The sequence below is a fragment of the Nodularia chucula CCY0103 genome, assembly GCF_963923915.1.
In the GTDB taxonomy this organism is placed as follows: Bacteria; Cyanobacteriota; Cyanobacteriia; order Cyanobacteriales; family Nostocaceae; genus Nodularia; species Nodularia chucula.
Map to the genome: position 1 here is coordinate 26,951 of NZ_CAWUOL010000020.1, position 22,588 is coordinate 49,538.

Consider the following 22,588-nt stretch of genomic DNA (forward strand, 5'->3'; position numbering starts at 1 on the left):
ACTGGGGATTGGGGATTGGGGATTGGGGACTGGGTATTGGGTATTTGACAATCTTTCCCCCCACACTCCCTACATTTCCCACACTCCCCACACCTTTTTTACACGCGACTATCCCATTCCGCGGCCGCATCTTCCAAGGCTTTGTTTACGGTCTTTTGTCCTAACATTGCTGCTTGCAAGTTTTCATAAATTGCCTTTTGCAGACGTTTAGAATCTCGTAAAGTGGGAGTTAAAACCTCCGCTTGTTGTAATTGATTAGCACTAATTACCCGCGCCTTTTCCACCGTGGAAGCATTATCAGGAACATCTTTAAAGTAACTATCAGCCAGTGCTTGTTTCGTAGATGGTAAAACATTCGCAGTTTTGGCGAAAGTTAACTGATTTTCATCATTTGTCAGAAATAAAGCAAATTTTACCGCCGCATCTGGGTGTTTACTCGTGCGGGGAACAACCACATTCATCACAGCCACATTTTTTTTCCCAGTATCACCTGTAATTTGGGGTGCGATCGCTGAATTTGCCGCAATTTCTGGTGCATTATTAGCTATAGTTCGGAGAAACTCAGGCCCCGAAGCCAAAAAAGCCGTTTGTCCAGATTGGTATAAATCAATAGCGTGGCGGTGTCCTTGAGTTAAAGATTCCCTGGGTAACAATCCTTGGCGATACAAATTTACCCAGTATTCAAAAGCCGCTTTCCCCTCTGGAGAATTAAACGCCGCCTTACCCTCGGTATTTACTAGGGTGACACCCATTTGCACAAATGACTCCAAAACCTCTCCGGAATCTTGCGGTGCAAAAGTCACAAAAAAAGCATATTTTCCCGTCTTATCTTTAATTATCCGCGCCATATCTGCTAATTCTGCGTAAGTGGCTGGTGGTTCAGTTATACCTGCCTGTTTTAATAAATCAATGTTATAAATAGTTAACCGTGTAGTAAGGTACCAGGGAATACCAAAACTCTGATCATTCAGGGTGCTGGCTTTCCAGATATTCGGTAGATAGGAGGAACGTTCCACATCTGAGATTTTTGCATCCAAATCTAACCACGCATTTCGTCCCGCCAGTTGGGAAGCAAAAACTGGATTGAGATTCACAACATCAGGAGGAGTATTTGCTGAAACAGCTGTTAAAATCTTGCTCTCCATTGCTGACCAGGGTATATCCACCCAGTTAACGTTTATACTGGGATTATCAGCTTCAAAATTCGCAATTAGACTTTGGAAATAGTCAGTAAATTGAGGTTGTAGTTGCATCGTCCAAAACTCAATAGTCGCCTCTCCTGAAGTAGATTGTTGTGTATTTGTACTAACATTAGCAGTACTACAACTTACTAGCCAGCTGGTTAATAAGCCGACGAATGCCCAAGCAGCTAGTTGTTTGAATTTTCGCAATTGCATCATCTTAGCAGTATTATTACGCTTGTTCGGGGTGAAAAAGTTATGGAAAATTGTCGAGATTATAGGCTAAATCAGTTACCTAGTCATCAGCGAATCCTATTAGTATAATTTAAATTTTATCTCTAGCAATCTACCGAGCAGAACAGTGGTTAAAAGCTTCAATAATTTGTTGAGCAAGTTTAGTAAAGGGGTAGGGATTGAACTTACTCCAGAACGGGTGAATCTAGTACAGCTACGCAAACAGCGCCAAGGCTTAAAATTAGCATCGTTGTCATCGGTAGCTGTTCCCGAAGGGGTAGTCGTCGATGGTCAAATTATCGACATTTCCACGATGGCAGAACTAATTCAGCAAGCCCTAGCGGAAAGTAAAATTAAAACTTCCCGTGTGGCGACTGGTGTACCAGCAAGAGATTCCATCGTCCGTGTCATCCCAGTACCAGCAGAGTTAGACAACAAAGAATTGCGAGAGATGGTATTAAACCACGAAGCTGGTTTGTATTTACCTTACCCTCGTGAAGAAGCCGACGTAGACTATCAAAAACTGGGTTACTTTGTAGATGATGATGGCATTGAAAAAGTACAGGTGCTGTTAGTTGCTACCCGCAAAGAAGTAACTGATGCTTATCTTAATACTTTTGAACAGGCAGGATTGAAAGTTGATGTTTTAGAAATTAACAGTTTTGCCCTGTTGCGGACAATTCGTGATCAATTACGAGTATTTGGGCTACAAGAGGCGGCGGTATTAGTTGACATAGAGTTTGACAGTACGGAAATAGCGATTGTGATTAATGGCGTACCGCAATTTTCCCGTAGTGTCCCAATTGGTACTTATCAAATGCAAATGGCCTTATCTAGGGCGATGAGTTTACCTACATCACGAGATATGGGATTGTTACAAGGAATGGTGATTCCTGCAACTCCCATTGATGGGGGACAAACTGGAGTGACTGATATCAATCCGAGTATGGCAGCTTTATTGAGAGTTTTAGGAGAACTCACCGATGAGCTACGCCGTTCTATCGAATTTTACCTAAGTCAAAGTGAAAACCTGGAAGTGGCGCAGATTTTCTTAGCTGGTCCGGGGGGCGGACTGCAACAGCTAGATGAGTTTTTTACTCAAAGATTGGGCTTACCAACTACCGCAATTGACCCCATCGGTTCTTTGTCTTTGCAAGTAGATCAGGAAAAGTACCCTGATTTACAACGTTCTGGGTTAGGGATAGTACTTGGTTTAGGAATGCGGGAGGTGTAATAAAATGTACAGTTTAGATGTTAATTTTCTCAAAGATCGGGCAGGTTACGAAGTCACAGAGAAAAAAGCCACCCAGCTACAAATGCCAGCTGGTGATTTAACACCACTGTTTGTGGGATTAGGTGTAGGTCTTGCTATTCCCATATTTTTAGGGGCTGGTTGGTGGTTTCTAGAGGCGAGAAATAATCAATTAACCCAGGACATAGCACAACTAGAAGCAGAAAACAAGAGGTTAGAGGTAGAAATTGGTAATATTAATGCCATTCGGGAGGAGACACAACGAGTTAAAGCTGAAACACAAGGTTTAGTTACAGTGTTTGACCAGATTCGTCCGTGGTCTGCTATGTTACAGGATTTCCGCGATCGCATCCCCTCCAGCGTGCAAATCAACACCATCAGGCAAATTGAACCCACAGCCCCAGGTAGAGGACAAGCATCCACCAATCGGGAGGGGGCCATTGAAGTTACAGGACTTGCTCGTTCTTTCAACGATGTCAATGATTTTGTCCTGACTTTGCAACAGTCTCAATTTTTGCAATCCACTTCAACTAGAATTGCTACAGCGACTCTAGTAGATGCACCATTACCACCCTGGGCAAATCAAAGTGGTGTAGAGGAAATTAAACTACCCCAAGTAGTGCAGTACACAATTCAATCTAACGTCAGTGATATCCCCGCTTCTGACTCAAATTTAATCAGAGAACTAGAGCAAAAAGGGGCAGTGGGATTAGTCAGTAGAATTCGTAATATGCAAAGAATAGGAGTCATTTCAAAATGACAGTTAGTCAAGATTTTAACTTTGGTGATGGCGGCCAGTTCGGTAACGAAGCCCCACCAGCCCCCGTGGTGTTTGGTATTTCCCTAACACCAAAAATGATCGGTATTTTGGTCGGTCTCTTGGGACTTGCTGGCGCAGGTTACATAGCACTTAACCTGATTATGCCAGCATGGGAAACTTATCAGCAACGTCAAGCACAAGTTGATACCTTACAAGGTCAAGTTAACGATAAAAAAGCCAGTATTCAACAAATTGGTCAAGTAAAGGCCGAATTAGAAGCAGCCCAGGAAGAAACCCGCCAGGTGTTGAGTTTATTTGCCAACGAAAGCACCTTAGATACTCTGTTACTAGATATCAATCGTTTAGTTGAATCTGGTAATTCCGCAGTTCCACCTGATGCAGTCAGAGCTAAACTCAAAAGCTTTGTACCTTCCTCTGAACCACCCGAACCCATTAATGATGGCACTTTTGGCCCCACTGTAGATGGCAAACTAAAACGCAGTAGTATTCAGCTAGAAATAGAGGGAACTTTTGAACAAACCCAAGCAATTATGCGGAATATTGAGCGTTTACAGCCATTACTAATAGTTAAAAATTATCAAGCCAGATTGAATCCAGAAGAGACTACAACTTCACGAGATGAAGAGCCAGTAATTCGGGTTGGTCCTGCACCCATTACTACCTCCTTTGAACTCCAGGCATTAATGCCTCTGAATCCAGAGGAAATAGCAGCTAGGGACAAACAGGAGGAAGCAGCAGCAGCAGCAGCAACAACAACTCCGTAATCAGGTTCGGAGTATAGACAACACTACTACTCAAAAATTGTTGGTGAACAGGTGTTTTATATAGTGAGGAATGAACGGTGAAACAGTTTTACGGTAATAGCGCCATATTAGGCGCTGCCGCTTTTGTATTGATCGCAGCGCAACCAGCAGCAGCTCAGATTGCTCAAATCACAGGGGTGAAGCTGAATCCAGCTAATGGCGGAGTAGAGGTAGTTTTGCAAACCTCTTCTGGCTCTCGTCCCCAGGTTTTTACTACACAAAGAGGTAATGCTTTAGTTTCAGATATTATTAACACTCAATTGCGCTTACCCCAAGGTAATAGTTTCCGTCAAGATAACCCATCTGCCGGTATTGCCTCAGTGGAAGTGATGCAACTGGATGCTAATAGTATCCGAGTTATGGTGACTGGCAGTAATAACATCCCCACAAATCAACCTGTAGTCCGTAAGCCCAATGAACTGACCCTAAGTTTTACTCCATCGGCCAGCACAGCCTCAACAGCAACACCCTCGGCTTCTACCTCAGCCCAGGCTAACCCAGAGGTAATGGTTCCTAACCCACAAATCTCCATTGATGGCAGACCAGCCCCAGCAGCTAGTCCCAGCCAACCCCGGAATCAAGCGCCTCCTTTCTTACCCAGAGCCGTGGCTCCACCTGTGGGAGATATCTCAATTTCTGCTACAGATGCCTCTGCCACCACCATTGATTTAGGTACTAACGAACGTGTACCCCGTTTGGTATTGCGGGATGCACCAGTCAGGGAAGTTTTATCATTGCTGGCTCGTGCGGCGGGAATGAATTTGGCTTATGTCGGTGGTGAAGATGATGATCAACAGTTAACTTCTAGAACTCAGGTGAATACTGGTGCTACTCTTGCAGCGCCAATATATCAAAGAATCTCCCTAGATATAGAAAATGAGCCAGTGCAGGATGTGTTTAACTACGTTTTGCGAATGAGTGGTTTAGAAGCTAACCGCAGTGGACGCACCATTTTTGTGGGGACTAAATTGCCTAATTCTACTCGTGATGTAGTGGTACGCAACCTGAGACTTAACCAAGCAGGAGTACCAGAAATTTTAAGAGTTTTAGTTAACTTGGGAGCAGAAAGTGCTTTCACTGCTGAACTCAAAACAACTAGGGTCACTACCGAGGTAATCGGTACAGAAGCCGAAAGAGAAAGAGAATTAAATGAAGATACAGAATTGAGAGCGCAACGAATTACGTTTGTTGACTCAGTTCCCATATTACGGGGTTTACAAGTATCAGGAGATGAGCGAACTAATACTATTACATTAATTGGTCAGCCTAAGTTAGTTGAAATTGCCATGTCTCAAATTGTGCCGCTTGATCTCCGCCGTCGTCAAGTGGCTGTTAACGTCAGAATTATTGATGTTAACCTTTTGAACACCCAAGACCAGAATACAAGTTTTTCCTTTGGTGTTGGTAATAACTTCTTTGTGAATGATGGTGGTGCGGCATCTTTAAACTTTGGTGGTGTTAGACCTCCTACTGGTACAGAAGCGAGAAATAGTGTCACTGATACCCCCATTATTCCCAATCCCATTACAGGAACACCATTTTTGCGGGAAGGGTTTTTCAACCCCATAACTGGCAGACCATCGGCTAGTCCACCTTTAGATCCCAATGGCAACCCTACACAACCGGCGATCACAAACTTTACTCCTGGACAGCCAGGAAGAACAACATTTGAAATTGTCCCAACTGCAATTGATCCGTTGACTGGTGAACCAACAAACTTTAGGTTGATACCTCAAACGACCCCAGGAACACCAGATACCTATGAATTTGGTTTACCTAGCCTATTCCAATTCCCTCAACGTCTCCTAGCTAGTTTGCAAGCTCAAATCACAAATGGTAATGCCAAAATATTGACTGACCCCACCTTAATTGTGCAAGAAGGTCAAACTGCTGACGTGAGATTAACTCAAGAAGTTGTAGCTAATATCTCAAGAGAAATAACTCGTGGTGATGGCACTTCTACAGAAACAATTACAGCAGATAAAGCAAATGTAGGTTTAACTTTAGCTGTGAGAGTTGAGCGAATTGACGATAACGGTTTTGTCTCTCTTTCTGTGTCTCCAAGTGTTTCATCTCCTCAAGCTCCAGCTGACATTAATGTGGGTGGTAGTAGCCAAAGAATATTTTTAGTGTCTACACGTTCCCTAACTTCTGGCAATATCCGTTTGCGAGATGGTCAAACACTGATTCTATCAGGCATCATTCAAGACCAAGACCGAACCAGCGTTTCTAAAATTCCTATTCTGGGTGATCTTCCCTTGCTGGGTTCCCTGTTTAGAAGAACAAATAGAACCAATGAGCGTAATGAGGTCATTGTGTTACTCACACCTCAGATTATGGATGACTCTGAAAACTCCCCTTATGGCTATAACTACACCCCTAGCCCAGAGGTACGGCAAATGCTTGAGCGTCGTGGTTTGAGTACACCCAGACAATAAGAACCTGGAATACCAAAAAATAAATTGTCCTCTGTTGTGGGATAGTTATTGTGTTTTTGTTTGATGATGAAACATAATCAGCAATGAGTAGCTCCCTGACTTCTTGAAGAAGTTGGGGATGTATCCTCTTCAAATATAGCAATCGCCAAGGTAATTAGGACATTCCCTATCCCCTTTTCCCTGTTCCCTGTTCCCTTAAAACCATAATGATGATGTCCTAACCAATATGTCCGTTGCTATAATTTCTGGAATTTGGAATTTTACAATCAGGGCATTTTTTCAGTATTTTTACATTTTTATGTATAATAAGTTCAAAAAAATTACTGAAAAATCACAAAAAATCCTCAAATCCATATAAATTAATGGTTTCATCTATCCACTTCTGGCTACAACACCTTAGAATGATTCATTGAAAAGTCGAGCCGATGGGATGTACAGCCATTTTTTATGTAAATACTCCTAAAGGACGACTTTTATAATTCTCTGTTTGGAGAATTAATCATAGATCCCACAGAATGCGACAGTAGAGAATCTGAAGTAAACATCAAGGAGTTTGATTATGAACAAGGGTGAATTAGTGGATGCTGTGTCGGAAAAAGCTAGTGTTACTAAAAAACAAGCTGATGCTGTGTTGACTGCGGCTTTAGAAACGATTGTTGAGGCTGTTTCTTCTGGCGATAAGGTAACTTTGGTTGGTTTTGGTTCCTTTGAATCACGCGAACGCAAAGCCCGTGAAGGTCGTAACCCCAAAACTAATGAAAAAATGGAAATTCCTGCTACCAGGGTTCCAGCTTTCTCTGCTGGTAAGTTGTTTAGAGAAAAGGTTGCACCCCCAAAAGAACCCAAAGCATAGACCACTTTGTAGGGAACCTCTTATTGATGCGGCAACCAGTTCACGGCGGAAATTTAGTTTGGGCAGCAGCACTAGCTGGCTGTTCACTTGAAGCTATTCTGGATTTTTCTGCCAGCATCAGTCCCTTGGGTCCACCCGAAAGTGCGATCGCAGCTATCTATTCCCAGGTAAGTAATCTTAAACACTATCCTGACCCAGAATATAGTGAACTGAAACTAGCTCTGGGTCGCTTTCACCAATTACCTTATGAGTGGATTCTCCCTGGTAATGGTTCAGCAGAATTACTGACTTTAGCGGGTAAAGAGTTAGGAAAGTTATCCGCTACCACTTTAATTACTCCAGCCTTTGGCGATTATTACCGCACACTGACGGCAGAGAACGCTAAAATCCTGGAGTTTCCCCTTTCTGGGGAGTGGGGAGTGGGGAGTGGGGAGTGGGGAGTGGGGAGTGTGGGGAGAAATTCTCCTTTATCACCGGCAAGTTCTGGTTTATTGCTGAATAATCCTCATAATCCAACTGGGAAGTTATTCTCACGTGAGGAAATATTGCCTTATTTACAGGAATACGCCTTGGTGGTGGTGGATGAGGCGTTTATGGATTTTGTACCCCCCGATGCTGAACAAAGCCTTATAGGGGTGGTGCAGGAATATCCAAATTTAGTAGTATTGCGATCGCTCACCAAATTTTACAGTCTACCAGGACTGAGATTAGGATATGCGATCGCCCATCCTGACCGTCTTTCTTTATGGCAAACATGGCGCGACCCCTGGCCAGTAAATACCCTGGCGGCGGCTGCGGCTATGGCAGCTATTCAAGACCAAGAATTTCAAAAACTCACCTGGAAATGGCTTGCACCAGCAAGAGAACAACTTTTTCAAGGTTTAGCCTCAATTCCTGGTTTACAGCCCCTAGAAAGCGCTGCTAACTTCCTATTAGTGAAATCACAGAGGTCTAGTTTGCAACTCCAGCAAAAATTACTCCAACATCACCAAATTTTAATTCGTGACTGCCTAAGTTTTAAAGAATTAGGCGATCGCTATTTCCGAGTAGCCGTCCGTTCCGATTCCGATAACCAAAGGCTATTAACAGCCTTATCTTCGACTTTGACCAATGACAATTGATTACGACTTAGTAATTATTGGTGGAACTTTAGCCGGACGCTATGCAGCCTTACTTGCAATCCAACAGAAGGCCACCGTGGCTTTGGTAGAATCCCAAATTAACTATGGATTTATTCAACACCAAGTATTTAGCGAAATCGCCCACAGCCTTGATCAACTTAATGATCTAGCTGTTTGGGGAATTAACGCCGCACAACCTCAGACCTCATGGCCAGAAGCTAAACTCTACGGTGACCGCATATTTGCTCATCTTCAAGAACAAAACTCAGCCGCCAACTTAGCCGCATTGGGTGTAGATGTAATTTTCGGCAATGGTCAATTTCAACCCTCCCCCCATTTAGCCTTTACCGTCAATCAACGCCTGCTGAGGGGACGCACCTATCTATTAGCCACTGGTTCCGTGCGCGGGGTTCCCGAAATTGCAGGATTACAGACCACAAGTTATTTAACTTTATCTAATATTTGGCGATCGCTCCAGGGAACAAATTTACCTCAAAATTGGGTAATTATTGGCGGTGTTCCCCAAAGTATTGAAGTCGCCCAAACCTTGGCGCGGTTGGGTTGTCATGTCACCTTAGCCGTGAAATCTGCATCTATTCTCCCCTACGGCGACCCGGAAATAGTCCACCTGTTACAAGCACAGTTAGAAGTTGCTGGTGTCCGTGTCCTCACTAACAAACCAGTTATTCAGGTAAAGGTAATTGAAGACCAAAAGTGGGTACAAGCAGGAGATAAAGCGATCGCAACTGATGAAATTTTAGTCGCCACCCACCAGGAACCAAACGTTGAATTTCTCAATTTGGCAGATGTGGGGGTGAAAAGGCGACAACGTGGCTTAGTTGTCAACGACAAATTACAAACAACTAACCATCGCATTTACGCCTGTGGTGATGTAATTGGTGGTGATAATTTTGCCAATGTTGCCCATGATGAAGCTAAAATTGCTGTAGAAAATGCCCTATTTTTTCCCAGACGCAGGGTAAATTATACCTGCATTCCTTGGTCGATTAATTCTTATCCCCGATTAGCGCAAATTGGTTTTACAGAAGCGCAAGCAAAACGCCAATTTAATACAGATGAAATTTTAGTTATCCGACAATATTATAAATCACTCACAGCCGCTCAAATCCGGGATGAAACCACAGGTATATGTAAATTAATCGTACTTCGCAATGGCGAAATTTTAGGAGCTTCTATATTAGGACAAGAAGCATCGGAGTTAATTAATTTAATTGCTTTAGCAATGGCTGAAAAAATTCCCGTACAAAAATTAGCTAATTTATCTCCTATCTATCCCAGTTTTTCCGAAATTATCGAAAATACAGCCAGAGAATGGAGTCAGCAAAAGTTAAATAGCAATCATCTTTTACAAGATTTTCTCGAAGGTTTCTTTCATTTCCGCCGCAACTGGAACTTGTGAGGAGTAGAAAGACCTGCATCTCTGGTAAATTAGTCAGTTTATGACGATTTCAGAATCAATAACAATGGGGTCATCCTGACAAATGCCATAGGTCTGCGCAAAAAAACCAGGAGGCCAACCTAATTCTTCTGGTGTCTTTTGCAGCTTTGGTATTTCTAGTGGTTGATAGATAACCATGATTTCAACTTCTTTCTCTGTGATTCCCACAGGAATTTCTAAATGTAGAATACCATCTTCACCGACACGCTTTGTTAATTTAATACTGTTCATGACTATTTAACCTTGATTTCTGCCAAACTGGGATGCTCCCCCCTACACCCTACACCCTACTCTACTTTGGTCGCTCACTATTGCGCTTCAGGTTCTTTTCTGTTAACGAGACACTACCAATTCCTTGGAGGATACCACGACCGATTAAACCTAAACCTCGACCAACTATTTTCGTGAGCAGAAACACAATTCCGCTACCAATAATTGATAATAAAGATTGTAAACGAGGTGCGATCGCATCTCGAAATTCTAGAATTAATGTGACTAATAACGGAATACCAGACAACTTTGCTAATTCTTGACTACGGGGAGCATAAATTGCAGTTTGAGCAATTCCACGTGGTGCAAACACAAATAGCTGATAGCTACTTTCAAACATAAATTTTGGTTCATTAAGATACTTATTTAAACGGTATTTCCATGACAATTCATTCCGAAACCTTTCTATGTCTCTGGTGGAAATTAATCTACGATCATAATAATTCTGTTTAATTTCTTCCACATCTGCTAAAGAGTTCAGTAGTGGTTGCACTACACCATTAGCTACTTGAATTAATAAATTTTCTAAAATTATTAATGCTTGAGCTTGAGCTTCTGGGCTACCGGCAGAGTATGACCTGTTATCAATATGTAAGTCTGTCTGGAATACTAAATAAGCAAATAATTGTTCAACCAAGGGAATTTTATTGTAAATATCCACTTGCACAACTCGATAATTTTGCAGCAATAAATTTACCACTTCTATATTTTGCTGACCGACTTGCACTTGATAAAATTTACCAAAAAAATCTGTAATTACTACTTGCCATAAATCATATAATATGCTGTCTTTTAAAGTTTCCAGTTGAGCAATAGTTATTTGTGGGACACGCAGTTCATCCAGTTGTTGAGCTAGTTTTTGCAGAATTAGGTATAGTAACTCCCGTTTTTTATCTTCCCGAAAAATGTCAATTTCTAAGGCTATATCTGTGACGTTTTGTAAAGAAAACTGTAATTTGTTCACACATAATGAGAATAAATCAGATTGCAGCGATCGCGGACTAAGTAAAGGCGGTGTTGATGATTGTTGTGTTAACTCTAATGGCGCAATAGCATTCAGAGAAGGAATTACAAGCTGTGTTTGTGTAACAGCACTGGATTCGTCTTCTTGTCTTTCCTCTGGCGTAACTAATAACCGAGTCACTAACCAACGCGCTGCTAGCAGTTCCCGTCGTCGTCCAGCCAAAACAGCTTGATCTATTAATGGTAATCCAGGGATTTGTAATTGCCCTATCACTTGGGCTAAAGTCGCCTCAATATATCCAATTCCAGAAAAGTACAAATTTTTCCTCACCCTAGCCAGGGGAAGAGGTGGTAATGGGGTGATAGGTTGATGGGAAATTACATCTAAGTTTTGCTTTGGGGGAAACCAGTAATTAGTACCATCGGCTACTGCTTCCATCGCAGCGACTAATTCCGGAATGGGAATACCTTTAGCACAGTAGCCATTCACCCCAGTAGACTGCACAGCTAACAGTAATCCTGGTTCTTGAACAGAACTAAGTAGCAATACTGCTAGTTTCGGGTATTGTTTTTTTAATTGTTGACAGAGTTGTAACCCCTGTTGTTGACTAGAAATAGATCGACCATTGCCTAATTCTAAAAGCACTAAATTAACTTGATGGGCATCTTCTTGAGCCAATTCTGCTAGTATCTGCAAGGCGCTGGTTTCTGTATCCGCTTCTGCTACCACCTGAATATGCGGAAGTGATGACAATGCTGCCCTTAGTCCTAGCCGGAATATGGGGTCTTGGTCGATTAATAATAATTTTAGGGGTCTATTGGTCATGGTATTAAAAATACACAATGACTGTTTATGTACAGTCTCTCATAGTTTTAGGGAATAGGGAATGGGGAATAATTAGATTGTCTGCATTTGATTATTCAGGGTGTATCGTTAAGGAGTATTTGGCACAGAATCTAGTAACCCATTCACAGGTAGCACTAGAATTTTTCCCCTTCTAGCTGAAAGAGGTTTTAAAAGATGAATCTCAGAAATTATTGAGTTTATTGGGGATGGCGATAACCGTAAAAGTTAATACTATATTCAGTAATCCGTACTCCTGTTGTTTGTTCAACATAACAGATTAATTCCTCTGGAAGTTCTATATGAATATCAAGAAGTTGGTTAGTATCAATACAGTTGACGTGACTATGGGAATCACTGATATTACCGTATAAACGCCCGTCACAGCGTTCGATACACTCAATGATACCCTGAGTGGATAGGGCTTCTAAATTTTGATAAACAGATGTGTGACCAATATCTTTACCTTGTTGGCTGAGGCGATCGTAAATTTCTCTAGCGGAAAGATGTTCATTGGCTTGCCACAGCAGTTCTAAAATAAAGCGACGTTGACGGCTAACGCGCATACCCAATAATTGACATCGCTCTAGGGCATCTTCTAAAGAACGAATTGGTTTTGGAGATATAGATTGATTTTGCATAGTTAAGTCAGTTAACTATAAGGGGATTTCCCGGTTCAGTGTTGATTAGTTGTTTTGATCTGTAAGCATATTACTTACTGAGTTATTTTCCCCCTACTGGTGTGGCTGCGAAATTGACTTATGATCTTAAACAAACTCATTACAACTTTAACTTAAAATTATGGAAAATGTCCAACTATAGGCAGGTGTGATGTCTGCAAACTGAGATAAAGAAGCTAAATTTCCTAGTTTAACGGAAAAGCTGGTACTGTAGATTGTCGATCATACTGTTAAGCATATCGAAAATGGGGGCGTAATCAATGACAATGAAGATCACACTGGATACTGAGTACGTTAATAATCTTGATATTTCACCTGCCTTCAAGGTGATTTCGCAACTAGTAGAAGAGGACGCGATCGCATCTCACGAACAGCAACTGAGTTTTGAGATTAACTATACCTTGGAACCAGGAGACCCCCGCGAATTGTCAGAAATTCCAGAGTTGCGGTTGTGGTTTGTGCGTTTGGATGCCAAGTATCCCTGGTTGCCGTTTTTACTAGACTGGAAAGCTGGAGAATTGGCTCGTTACACTGCCATGCTTGTACCCCACCAATTCAGTGCCAAAGAAGGTATTCAATATAACCCTGAAGCATTAGAAATATTTCTGATGCACAAAATTTTTATCTTGGGTGATTGGCTCCAGCAACAAGGTATTCCCAGCCAATCGCGGTTAAAGTCTATGGCGCAAATGCTGGGTTATGACTTAGATGATGCCTTTTTTGAGATATTTCTATAGCAATTGGCTTAAGTGAGGTAAAAGCAGTCATCATTAAACGCAGATGGACGCAGATAAACGCAGATAATTTTGTACTTGATTAGACTAGGAAATGCTATGGCTCCACGAAAATAGGAAAATAGTTCTAACTCACACCTATTGACCATGTATATACATAATGTTCTTGCCTACCAATTTCAACTTTCTGAGTTGTGATCATCATATAGCAACCGCCAAGGACGTTAGGATATAAACTGATCAAGGCTTTTACCCCACTCCCCACTCCCTACTCCCCAGCTATATAGCACCGTTACGGGCAAAAATTTCGATAGCCTCACTTCTGGTCAAATTATTTTCATCTGCCAATTCTGCGAGCTTTTCCCAAGCTGTATCTGTGAGTCGCATTGATCTGAGATGTTTGGGTTCACGACCATAATCCATTTTGAATTTACCCGACGCAGTACGCTTGCGCCTGGGCGATTTCTGAACAGTACCGGAATACTGATTGGTAGGCGGTTTGGGAGTTTGATTACTTGTGAGTAAGTTGATTAGGTGAGTAATCAGGCGATCGCGCTCCATTGGTAACAACTGGTGACTATGTAGCATATCCTGAATAATGGTGAAATGAATTAATGTGCCGATAAAGATACGTGCAGCTACTTCTGGATCTGGTAGTTGCAGTTCTGGATGTTCTGTAAAATATTGACTTAAAAGTTCCAAAGCAGGTTTGTCTACGTTACGCACAAACTCTTGCGCCAGCAATGGAAAACGTCCAGATTCACCGATAATCAGCCTGACTAAATTCAAAACTTCCTGTTCATGGTTAATCCGCTCTAAAATGTTGTTTGCTAGGCGGTGCAACACAAGTTGAGGTTCTCCTTCTAGAAATTGCCTGTCTTCGGGATTAAATATTGCCCGACGGCTTTCTTGGGCTAGTCGTTCAATCAGAGCAATGAATAATCCTTCCTTATCTTGAAAGTAGCTGTAAACAGTGGTTTTGGAGACTCCTGCTGCGGCTGTCACTTTATCCATTGTGGTGGCTGCATAGCCATTGGCTAAAAATTCTTGCATAGCACCAGCGAGAATCGCATCCACTTTTTCTGGTGATAGCAAACGTTCTCCCGGATTACTTTGTGTCAGTTTCTTTTTCATTTTTGGATTTTTGAACTCTTGACATAACTGTAATGTACAGTTTAGTTTAGTGAGATAGCAACTGAACTAAACAGTTTACTTATACGTAAAAGAGGGGGCTTATGCTACCTGATAGCACAGCTAAAGGTTCCGCATTTGTTAAGCCTAGCTTTCGCCAACTGATTATGTTGGTAGTAGCTACAAGTTTGGCGATCGCCGGCACAACCAGTTACAAATTTTGGCAATCACAAGCAACTCAAACCACTCCCACCGAACAGGTGAGCATACCTGAAATTAAAACAGTGACTGCTCTGGGGAGATTAGAACCCCAAGGAAAAGTAATTAAACTTTCCGCACCGACATCTAGTCAAGGTAGTCGGGTAGAACAGCTATTAGTTAAGGAAGGAGATCAGGTAAAAGCTGGTCAGGCGATCGCAATTTTAGATAACCGCGATCGCTTAGAAGCCGCATTACAAGAAGCCGAAGCAGGCGTGAAAATAGCAGAGATAAATTTAGCAAAAATCCAGGAAGGAGCAAAAATAGGCGAAATCCAAGCCCAAAAAGCCGAAATGGGGCGTATCCAAGCACAAACTCTAGGGGATGAAAGGCAGCAAAGAGAAACAGTCACCCGGTTAGAAGTACAGTGGCAAGGAGAGAAAACAGCACAACAAGCCACAATTAACAAGCTAGAAGCAGAACTGAAAAATGCCCAAGTAGAATTTCAACGCCATCAGCAGTTGTACTCAGAAGGAGCAATTTCTCAGTCATTATTTGACACTAAGCGCTTGAGTGTCGATATTATCACCCAGCAGCTGAGTGAAGCCGAAGCCATTCTCAACCGCATTGATGGCACTGGTCGCCAGCAAATTACCGAAGCCAAAACTGTTTTGGCTCGCATTCAAGCAACTGGTAGCCAACAAGCAAATGTCGCATCTGCTACCTTAGACCGCATCGCCGAAGTCCGTCCGGTAGATGTCGCCGGAGCAAAAGCAGAAGTTAACCGGGCTTTAGCAGTGGCAAAACAGGCAAAGGCAAACTTAGCTCAGGCTTATGTAAAATCACCCCAAGATGGTGTCATATTTGATATTCATACGCGCTCAGGCGAAATTGTCTCTAATGACGGCATTATCGAAATTGGGCAAACCAACCAGATGTATGCAGTTGTGGAAATTTATCAAAGTGACGTGAGCAAAATCCAACCTAAACAACGGGTGCGAATATCTAGTAATTCTCTATCAGGTGAATTAGTCGGAACCGTGGATTGGGTAGGCTGGAAAGTGCAACGGCAAGATATTATTAACAGCGATCCTACGGAAAATATTGACTCCAGAGTTGTGGAAGCCCATGTAAAACTTGATGCAGCATCCAGCCAAAAAGCCGCCAAATTTACCAATTTACAAGTCAAGGCGGTGATTGAACTATGAACAAATTAATTACACAACTACAACGGCGAACACCTCTAGGATGGTTACAACTCAGCCATCATAAAAGTCGTTTGTTAGTCGCTATAGCCGGTATTGCCTTTGCAGATGTCCTGATGTTTATGCAGCTTGGCTTTCAGAATGCGCTCTACGACAGCAACACCACCATAAATCGGGCTGTGCTGGCAGATATCATTTTAATCAGTCCGCAAAGCCGGAATATGCAAAATATGTCCACCTTTTCACGACGGCGATTATTGCAGGCTGCTGATGTTTCAGGTGTGCAATCAGCTACAGCCATGTATATCGGTTTAGTAACTTGGAAAAATCCCCAAACACGCCGCAAAACCGCAGTCCAAGCCATTGGTGTCACTCATGAACAGCCTGTTTTAGACTTACCAGAACTAAATGCTCAATTAGACAAGATTAAACTACCTGATTCCTTTATCTTTGACCGTGGAGCCAGAGGTGAATACCAAGAGGTATTTCAACAAATTGACGCAGGTAAAACCGTATCCACAGAAGTAGATAAACGTACCATTACCATTACTGGCGCATTTAAATTAGGCGCATCCTTTGGCGCTGACGGTACATTGATTTCCAACGATGACAATTTTTTAAGATTATTTCCCCGACGACACGTAGGGAGTATCAGCTTGGGCTTAATAGAGATTCAACCAGGCTATGATTCGCAGCAGGTAGCAGCAGCCTTAAAATTACACCTGCAAAATAATCAAGATGTCAAAGTGCTAACACGGGAGGAATTTATCAAATTTGAGGAAGACTACTGGAAAAGTGAAAGCCCCATTGGTTTTATCTTCAGTTTAGGCGTATCTATGGGATTTCTGGTCGGTGTGATTATTGTCTATCAAGTTCTTTCTACTGACGTGAATGCCCATTTAAAAGAATATGCCACCTTCAAAGCAATGGGTTATTCCAATTCATACCTGTTAGGGGTGATTTTTGAAGAGGCAATTATTTTAGCTTTCCTGGGTTTTATTCCCGGATTTGTTGTACCTTTGGGACTTTATCACTTGGCTCGTAATGCCACGAATTTACCGATATATATGACTTTACTCAGGGGAGTAGTTGTATTATTACTAACAATTATTATGTGTACTATTTCTGGAATTATTGCCACTCAGAGATTACAATCTGCTGACCCTGCGGATATGTTTTAGGGAATGGGGAATAGTGTGGGGAGTGGGGAGGAGAAGAGGCAGGGGGGCAGGGTGCAGAGGAGAGAAGAGGCAGGGTGCAGGGTACAGGAGGGAGAAAAGGCAGGGTGCAGAGGGGAGAAGACGGTAATTTCCTAATGACAAATGACCAATGACTAATGTTATCTCTATTGAAAATTTGGATCATTACTTTGGTAGTGGTCAACTGCGTAAGCAGGTTTTATTCAATATCAATCTCACAATTAATGCCGGTGAGATTGTAATTATGACTGGGCCTTCTGGTTCTGGTAAAACGACACTGCTAACTTTAGTGGGAGGCTTGCGTTCTGTCCAGTCTGGGAGTATGCGAGTTTTAGACAGAGAACTTTGTGGTGCTAGTAGCAAACAGTTAACACAGGCGCGGCAAAGTAACGGTTATATCTTTCAAGCGCACAACTTGCATGGTAGTTTAACCGCATTACAAAATGTGCGGATGGGTTTGGAAGTGCAACCGCACATTTCGCCTCAAGAAATGCTCAAGCAATCAGAACAAATGCTAGAAGCAGTGGGTTTGAGAGAGCGACTCCATTACTATCCAGATAGTTTGTCTGGTGGACAAAAACAACGGGTTGCGATCGCACGAGCATTGGTAAGTCAGCCTAAAATTGTCTTAGCAGATGAACCCACCGCCGCACTGGATAAACAATCGGGGCGCGATGTTGTGGAAATTATGCAGAAATTAGCCAAAGAGCAAGGCTGTACAATTTTGCTCGTGACTCACGATAACCGCATTTTAGATATTGCTGACCGGATTATCTATATGGAAGATGGTCATCTGGTGAGAAATGATGTAAATAGTCCCAGTAGTGCTTAATGCTGAGTAGAAGGTTTTTTCTCAGCACTCACCACTGGTTTAGGGGATTTCGAGAACATAAATTACCCCATTTTCATCAGATCATCTCTGCTCCCTGCTCCCCTGCTCCCTGCTCCCCTGCTCCCCTGCTCCCCTGCTCCCTGCTCCCTGCTCCCCTGCCTCTACCTCATGCAAGTCCCTAGCCAGCCCAAATTGTATCCAAAACTGTTTGGGGTGCAATATCTGCCATTTGACCTGTGGGTGATTGAATCGCCAAGAATTTATCACTTTTTGGCAACAACTTCGCTGAATCTGTGGGACCAAATAGAGCGATAGTATAAGTTTGCACTGCTACACTTAAGTGAAGTAGTGGATCATCGGCAGATAACATTAAACTGGCTCCACCAATCATGGCAGCTAATTTGCCAATATTATTAGGAGAAGTCACTTTAATACCTGGAATCCTTTCGAGGAGCGATCGCACTAGTTGCTGATTTTCCGATTCTTGGATAATGACTACAGGCAAATCCGGCTGCTTGTGTTGACATTCCTGAATAACTTGTTGCCAACTTTTCACAGGGTAGAGTTGATCCGCATCTATTTGAGATAGACGAGAACCAGCATTAATCAAGATGTAGCCTGTTTCATTCACCCCCAAGCGTTTTTGTTCATTTTGTGACCACTGAATGTCTGGCTTCAGGATATTCACGGTCAAATCTGGACAAGGGCTGTTAATCCCCAAAGGTTTCAGCAAGTCGTGATAAACTGCCGCTACATACTGGTTTGGTTTGAATGGGACAGGATTAGTGAGAAAAACTGCTCCTTGGCCTTCGTAACCAATGCGGGTGGGGATTCCTGTTAACCACAGGAGCAGACCCATTAACCAACTTTGTCCTAGAGTAATCACGGCATCATACTCTCGATCACGAATCGTGCCGACAAAATTACTCCAATCTGCCAGACTATTACTGTCTTGATAATCAAATGTCAGTACATCATTAACTGACTGGCTCACCTGGTAGGCAGCCTTTGACCGGGGTTCCACAACGACATCTAACTGAGCGTTAGGGTAAGAACGCTTCAGATCATCTAGAGTCGGGAAGAAAAGAATTTGGTCGCCAATTCCACCAGGAACAAGGGCTACTACTCGCATAATATTTATTGACGCGTACTCGCTCCTTATTTTAGGTGAATATAGTCATTAGTTATTGTTCATTGGCGATTGTTCATGGGTTATGTTCTATAAAAATTGTGGGACAGTGGGGTAAATCCCCTCTATTCCTTGTTTCTGGCGCTAAATTATTAATTTCTTGAGGTTTTCTGTGCATTTACTAATTCCATCGGCGGGAGTCGGCAAAAGAATGGGAGGAACCCGTAATAAACTCCTCCTGGAAGTGCGATCGCAACCCATTATGGCTTGGACTCTCAAAGCAGCAGCAGCAGCCAATAGCATCAAGTGGATCGGGATTATTTCTCAACCTTGTGATTGGCCAGATTTCACAGCAATTCTCGCTAACTTAAATATTGATAAACCTGTAGAATTTATTACTGGCGGCTCCACCCGTCAAGAATCAGTTTATAAGGGCTTGCAGGCGCTCCCAGCCACCGCAGAACGCGTATTAATTCACGATGGGGCGAGATGTCTGGCTACACCAGATTTATTCGACTCCTGCGCCCAAGCCATCCGCGAATGTTCTGGTCTAATTGCGGCTGTACCTGTAAAAGATACAATCAAAGTGATTGATGAGCATGGCATAATCCAAAGTACCCCCGACCGACAAAAATTATGGGCAGCCCAAACACCTCAAGGGTTTAATGTGGAGTTATTGAAAAAATGCCATGCTGAGGGTGTGCGTCAGGGTTGGGAAGTAACCGATGATGCAGCTTTATTTGAAAAATGCGGTATTGAAGTCCGAATTGTCCCCGGAGAAGAGACTAACTTAAAAGTTACCACTCCTCAAGATTTGGCGATCGCCGAATTTATACTGGGAGGAAGGGGGCAGTAAGGAGTATTGATTTTTTAAGAATTTCAGGAATAATGACCACAGCAACTAAGATAGAAGCGATTCTGTATTTAAAAGCAAAGCCCTTGTCCTTGAGCGAAATTGCCGAGTATGCTGGGTGCGATCGCGCCACGGCCGAAGAAGGCATTATGGAACTAATGGATAATTATGCTCACCGAGACAGCGCCTTAGAAGTAGTAGAAACCCCCACAGGTTACAGCCTGCAACTGCGTTCTGAGTTTCACGACTTAGTACAAACCCTGATTCCAGTAGAATTAGGACTAGGTGCATTACGGACTTTAGCTGCGATCGCATTACATAACCCCATACTCCAAACCGATTTAATTGAACTGCGTGGTTCAGGAGTCTATCAACACGTACCAGAACTAGTAGAACTGGGTTTTGTGCGGAAACGTCGAGACAACGATTCTCGGTCATATTCCCTACAAATTACCCCAAAATTTCATCAGTATTTCCAAATTGAACAATTGCCCCAAATATTAGCCCCTGACCAGCCAAAAGAACAACTAGAACTGGACTTGAGCATTCCATAAAACCTACTTTCAAACCAATCTCAGAAAAATTTTTGTCCCTGGAAAATTGCTCTATTGTCGATAGAGCTAGAGATTTCCTAAAATAGAATTACAAATAATAGCAGTAGAGAATGCACGACACTTGTACTATGGTTTAGAGTAGAATCAGCAACTAAGCTAAAATTTGCCAATGGTGTTTGACCCTGACTTTTTGAATGACAACTCCGAGGAAAACCCCAATCAGCTTCTGAACGACCATTTTGAGGAAAATCCTAACCAGTTACTCAAATATTTACAGCATCAGCCTCCTGAAGTTCTAGCCCGTGTCGCTCAGTCCGTCAGCCCAGAAATTAAACACATAATTTCGCAAAATGTCCAAGGGCTTGTGGGAATGCTACCCCCAGAAAATTTTAACGTCCAAATTACAACGGATAGAGACAACTTAGCTGGACTTCTGGCATCAGCCATGATGACAGGATACTTCCTCCGCCAAATGGAGCAAAGAATGCAGTTAGAGAACTTGTCCAACAGTTAATACTCAAATCTGGGAAATTCAGGACTTTTGATCGGGATAGGGGGCTGATTCCACCTTCAAGGTTTGAATTTTACCATTGCGGTTAACTTCAATTTCTAGGATATCTCCAACTGTGCTGGATTCCACCAGTTTTTGGACAATAGCTGTAGTTTTTACTGCTTGACCGTTGATTTTTGTAATCACGTCTCCAGGAAGCAGCCCCGACTCCTCAGCTGGTGAGTTTTCTGCAACTCCAGAAATTACAACACCAGTATTTTTCTGGATGTTAAGATTTTTACCCTGATTCAGCTCTCGTCTTTTACTAGGAGATAAATCTGTCATTTCAATTCCTAAAAAAGGATGATTTGCCCGCCCTTTGGTAAATAATTCATTAGCGATCCGCGCCGCAGTTTCAATGGGAATCGCAAACCCCAAACCTTGAGCATCAGCGCGAATAGCAGTGTTAACACCAATAACTTCACCTTGAGCGTTTAACAAAGGACCGCCAGAGTTACCAGGGTTAATAGCTGCATCAGTTTGGATAAAACTAACACGCTTATCTGGGACACCCACTTGAGCGCTAGTGCGACCAGTAGCGCTGATAATGCCGATAGTCACAGTATTATCTAAACCCAAAGGATTACCAATTGCGATCGCCCATTGTCCCGGAATTAAATTTTGCGAATTGCCTAACTTCACCGTAGGCAATTTATTTTCGGGAATTTTCACCACAGCCACATCCGTAATCGGATCAACTCCCACTACCCTACCCTTAAAAGTACGGCCATCCTTCAGCGTCACTTGTACAGTATCTGTATCCGCCACCACGTGGGCATTAGTCAGCACTACACCATCTTCGCTCAAAATAAATCCCGACCCCGTACCCCGCTCAATTCGTTCAGAAGCTATAGGTTGTTCATCCTCCCCAAAAAATCGGCGTAACAAAGGATTTTTAAACACATCTGAAATCGGGTTAGCAACTTTGCGGGTAGCATTAATCCGCACCACTGCTGGACCGACCTTCTGCACAGCTGAAGCAATAAAATTGAGGTTATCACCCCGACTAGCTGCAATAGTTCCCGCCACAGCATCAGGAACAGCCGATTCTGGCGGAAAAGCCTCCGTCACATTTCTTAACTCCTTAAAAGAGGGATTGTCTAAGAAAAGATAATGACTCCCCAAGACACCAGCACCACTACCAATCGCTAGTAAAGATACATAAATAGCTAGTTGCTTTAAAGGTAAATTCATAATGATGACGTTTCAAGAAAGCAGTGGAGTTGCTAATTCTTAAGTGTAATCAAGCTAATGGGAATTGCACAAATTAATTTCAGAGAGGGAGCCAGAATAAATCCCATCATCCGTTTTGCTGGGGGGTGTG

General features: G+C 42.6%; 21 protein-coding genes. 14 read left to right on the forward strand and 7 right to left on the reverse strand.

The window, feature by feature from the left end; translation table 11 throughout:
• Positions 1–98: 98 nt before the first annotated feature.
• Positions 99–1,400, reverse strand: coding sequence for an ABC transporter substrate-binding protein (locus ACM0OP_RS08355; protein WP_414527938.1), 1,302 nt, complete (start codon positions 1,398–1,400; stop codon positions 99–101).
• A 142-nt stretch (positions 1,401–1,542) separates the two neighbouring features.
• Between ACM0OP_RS08355 and pilM the strand changes: the two genes are divergently transcribed.
• The 7 genes from pilM (at position 1,543) to ACM0OP_RS08390 (ending at position 10,083) form a co-directional block, all read left to right on the forward strand.
• Positions 1,543–2,649 carry a type IV pilus assembly protein PilM gene (pilM, locus tag ACM0OP_RS08360; RefSeq protein WP_414527939.1) on the forward strand — a complete coding sequence of 369 codons (1,107 nt, stop codon included), beginning with the start codon at positions 1,543–1,545 and terminating at the stop codon, positions 2,647–2,649.
• A gap of 4 nt (positions 2,650–2,653) precedes the next feature.
• A complete protein-coding gene (locus ACM0OP_RS08365; protein ID WP_414527940.1) occupies positions 2,654–3,427 on the forward strand; it encodes a PilN domain-containing protein in 774 nt (257 codons plus the stop codon).
• Positions 3,424–4,212 (forward strand): pilus assembly protein PilO, encoded by a 789-nt coding sequence (locus ACM0OP_RS08370; protein WP_414527941.1) that lies wholly within the window; start codon positions 3,424–3,426, stop codon positions 4,210–4,212. The genes ACM0OP_RS08365 and ACM0OP_RS08370 overlap by 4 nt, the downstream gene beginning before the upstream one ends.
• Positions 4,213–4,289: 77 nt before the next feature.
• Complete coding sequence (locus ACM0OP_RS08375) at positions 4,290–6,689, forward strand: AMIN domain-containing protein (RefSeq protein WP_414527942.1); 2,400 nt, start codon at positions 4,290–4,292, stop codon at positions 6,687–6,689.
• Between the two features lie 559 nt (positions 6,690–7,248).
• Entirely contained in the window at positions 7,249–7,542 is a 294-nt protein-coding gene (locus ACM0OP_RS08380; protein ID WP_414527943.1) for an HU family DNA-binding protein, read from the forward strand.
• Positions 7,543–7,568: 26 nt separating this feature from the next.
• On the forward strand, positions 7,569–8,663 hold the full coding sequence (gene cobD / locus ACM0OP_RS08385) for a threonine-phosphate decarboxylase CobD (RefSeq protein WP_414527944.1): 1,095 nt from the start codon (positions 7,569–7,571) through the stop codon (positions 8,661–8,663).
• Complete coding sequence (locus ACM0OP_RS08390; protein WP_414527945.1) at positions 8,653–10,083, forward strand: dihydrolipoyl dehydrogenase family protein; 1,431 nt, start codon at positions 8,653–8,655, stop codon at positions 10,081–10,083. Before cobD ends, ACM0OP_RS08390 begins: the two co-directional genes overlap by 11 nt.
• A gap of 33 nt (positions 10,084–10,116) precedes the next feature.
• Here ACM0OP_RS08390 and ACM0OP_RS08395 read toward each other — a convergent pair whose 3' ends face one another.
• The 3 genes from ACM0OP_RS08395 to ACM0OP_RS08405 all read right to left on the reverse strand — a co-directional run bounded on the left by ACM0OP_RS08395 (position 10,117) and on the right by ACM0OP_RS08405 (position 12,840).
• Positions 10,117–10,353, reverse strand: a complete 237-nt coding sequence (locus ACM0OP_RS08395) for a hypothetical protein (protein WP_414527946.1) — start codon at positions 10,351–10,353, stop codon at positions 10,117–10,119.
• A gap of 61 nt (positions 10,354–10,414) precedes the next feature.
• Positions 10,415–12,181, reverse strand: coding sequence for a DUF3685 domain-containing protein (locus ACM0OP_RS08400; RefSeq protein ID WP_414527947.1), 1,767 nt, complete (start codon positions 12,179–12,181; stop codon positions 10,415–10,417).
• A gap of 218 nt (positions 12,182–12,399) precedes the next feature.
• The gene (locus ACM0OP_RS08405; protein ID WP_414527948.1) at positions 12,400–12,840 is read right to left on the reverse strand and encodes a Fur family transcriptional regulator; all 441 of its coding nucleotides are present in this window, start codon (positions 12,838–12,840) and stop codon (positions 12,400–12,402) included.
• Positions 12,841–13,139: 299 nt separating this feature from the next.
• On the opposite strand from ACM0OP_RS08405, the gene ACM0OP_RS08410 reads away from it, so the two are divergent.
• On the forward strand, positions 13,140–13,616 hold the full coding sequence (locus ACM0OP_RS08410; RefSeq protein WP_414527949.1) for a CRR6 family NdhI maturation factor: 477 nt from the start codon (positions 13,140–13,142) through the stop codon (positions 13,614–13,616).
• A 276-nt stretch (positions 13,617–13,892) separates the two neighbouring features.
• Here ACM0OP_RS08410 and ACM0OP_RS08415 read toward each other — a convergent pair whose 3' ends face one another.
• Positions 13,893–14,747, reverse strand: coding sequence for a TetR/AcrR family transcriptional regulator (locus tag ACM0OP_RS08415; protein WP_414527950.1), 855 nt, complete (start codon positions 14,745–14,747; stop codon positions 13,893–13,895).
• 101 nt (positions 14,748–14,848) lie between these two features.
• Between ACM0OP_RS08415 and ACM0OP_RS08420 the strand changes: the two genes are divergently transcribed.
• From ACM0OP_RS08420 to ACM0OP_RS08430, 3 genes are all read left to right on the forward strand, one after another.
• Positions 14,849–16,150 (forward strand): ABC exporter membrane fusion protein, encoded by a 1,302-nt coding sequence (locus tag ACM0OP_RS08420; RefSeq protein ID WP_414527951.1) that lies wholly within the window; start codon positions 14,849–14,851, stop codon positions 16,148–16,150.
• Positions 16,147–17,328 carry an ABC transporter permease DevC gene (devC, locus tag ACM0OP_RS08425; RefSeq protein ID WP_414527952.1) on the forward strand — a complete coding sequence of 394 codons (1,182 nt, stop codon included), beginning with the start codon at positions 16,147–16,149 and terminating at the stop codon, positions 17,326–17,328. The genes ACM0OP_RS08420 and devC overlap by 4 nt, the downstream gene beginning before the upstream one ends.
• 148 nt (positions 17,329–17,476) lie before the next feature.
• The gene (locus tag ACM0OP_RS08430) at positions 17,477–18,178 is read left to right on the forward strand and encodes a DevA family ABC transporter ATP-binding protein (RefSeq protein WP_414527953.1); all 702 of its coding nucleotides are present in this window, start codon (positions 17,477–17,479) and stop codon (positions 18,176–18,178) included.
• Between the two features lie 178 nt (positions 18,179–18,356).
• Here the strand turns inward: ACM0OP_RS08430 and ACM0OP_RS08435 are convergent, their stop codons facing one another.
• The gene (locus ACM0OP_RS08435; protein ID WP_414527954.1) at positions 18,357–19,310 is read right to left on the reverse strand and encodes a glycosyltransferase family 9 protein; all 954 of its coding nucleotides are present in this window, start codon (positions 19,308–19,310) and stop codon (positions 18,357–18,359) included.
• A gap of 169 nt (positions 19,311–19,479) precedes the next feature.
• Between ACM0OP_RS08435 and ispD the strand changes: the two genes are divergently transcribed.
• The 3 genes from ispD to ACM0OP_RS08450 all read left to right on the forward strand — a co-directional run bounded on the left by ispD (position 19,480) and on the right by ACM0OP_RS08450 (position 21,228).
• Positions 19,480–20,163: a 2-C-methyl-D-erythritol 4-phosphate cytidylyltransferase gene (gene ispD / locus ACM0OP_RS08440; protein WP_414527955.1), complete on the forward strand. Its 684-nt coding sequence runs from the start codon at positions 19,480–19,482 to the stop codon at positions 20,161–20,163.
• Between the two features lie 32 nt (positions 20,164–20,195).
• Positions 20,196–20,714 carry an SMC-Scp complex subunit ScpB gene (scpB, locus tag ACM0OP_RS08445; protein WP_414527956.1) on the forward strand — a complete coding sequence of 173 codons (519 nt, stop codon included), beginning with the start codon at positions 20,196–20,198 and terminating at the stop codon, positions 20,712–20,714.
• Between the two features lie 169 nt (positions 20,715–20,883).
• On the forward strand, positions 20,884–21,228 hold the full coding sequence (locus ACM0OP_RS08450) for a DUF760 domain-containing protein (protein ID WP_414527957.1): 345 nt from the start codon (positions 20,884–20,886) through the stop codon (positions 21,226–21,228).
• 18 nt (positions 21,229–21,246) lie between these two features.
• Here ACM0OP_RS08450 and ACM0OP_RS08455 read toward each other — a convergent pair whose 3' ends face one another.
• The gene (locus ACM0OP_RS08455; RefSeq protein ID WP_414527958.1) at positions 21,247–22,458 is read right to left on the reverse strand and encodes an HhoA/HhoB/HtrA family serine endopeptidase; all 1,212 of its coding nucleotides are present in this window, start codon (positions 22,456–22,458) and stop codon (positions 21,247–21,249) included.
• Between the last annotated feature and the right edge of the window lie 130 nt (positions 22,459–22,588).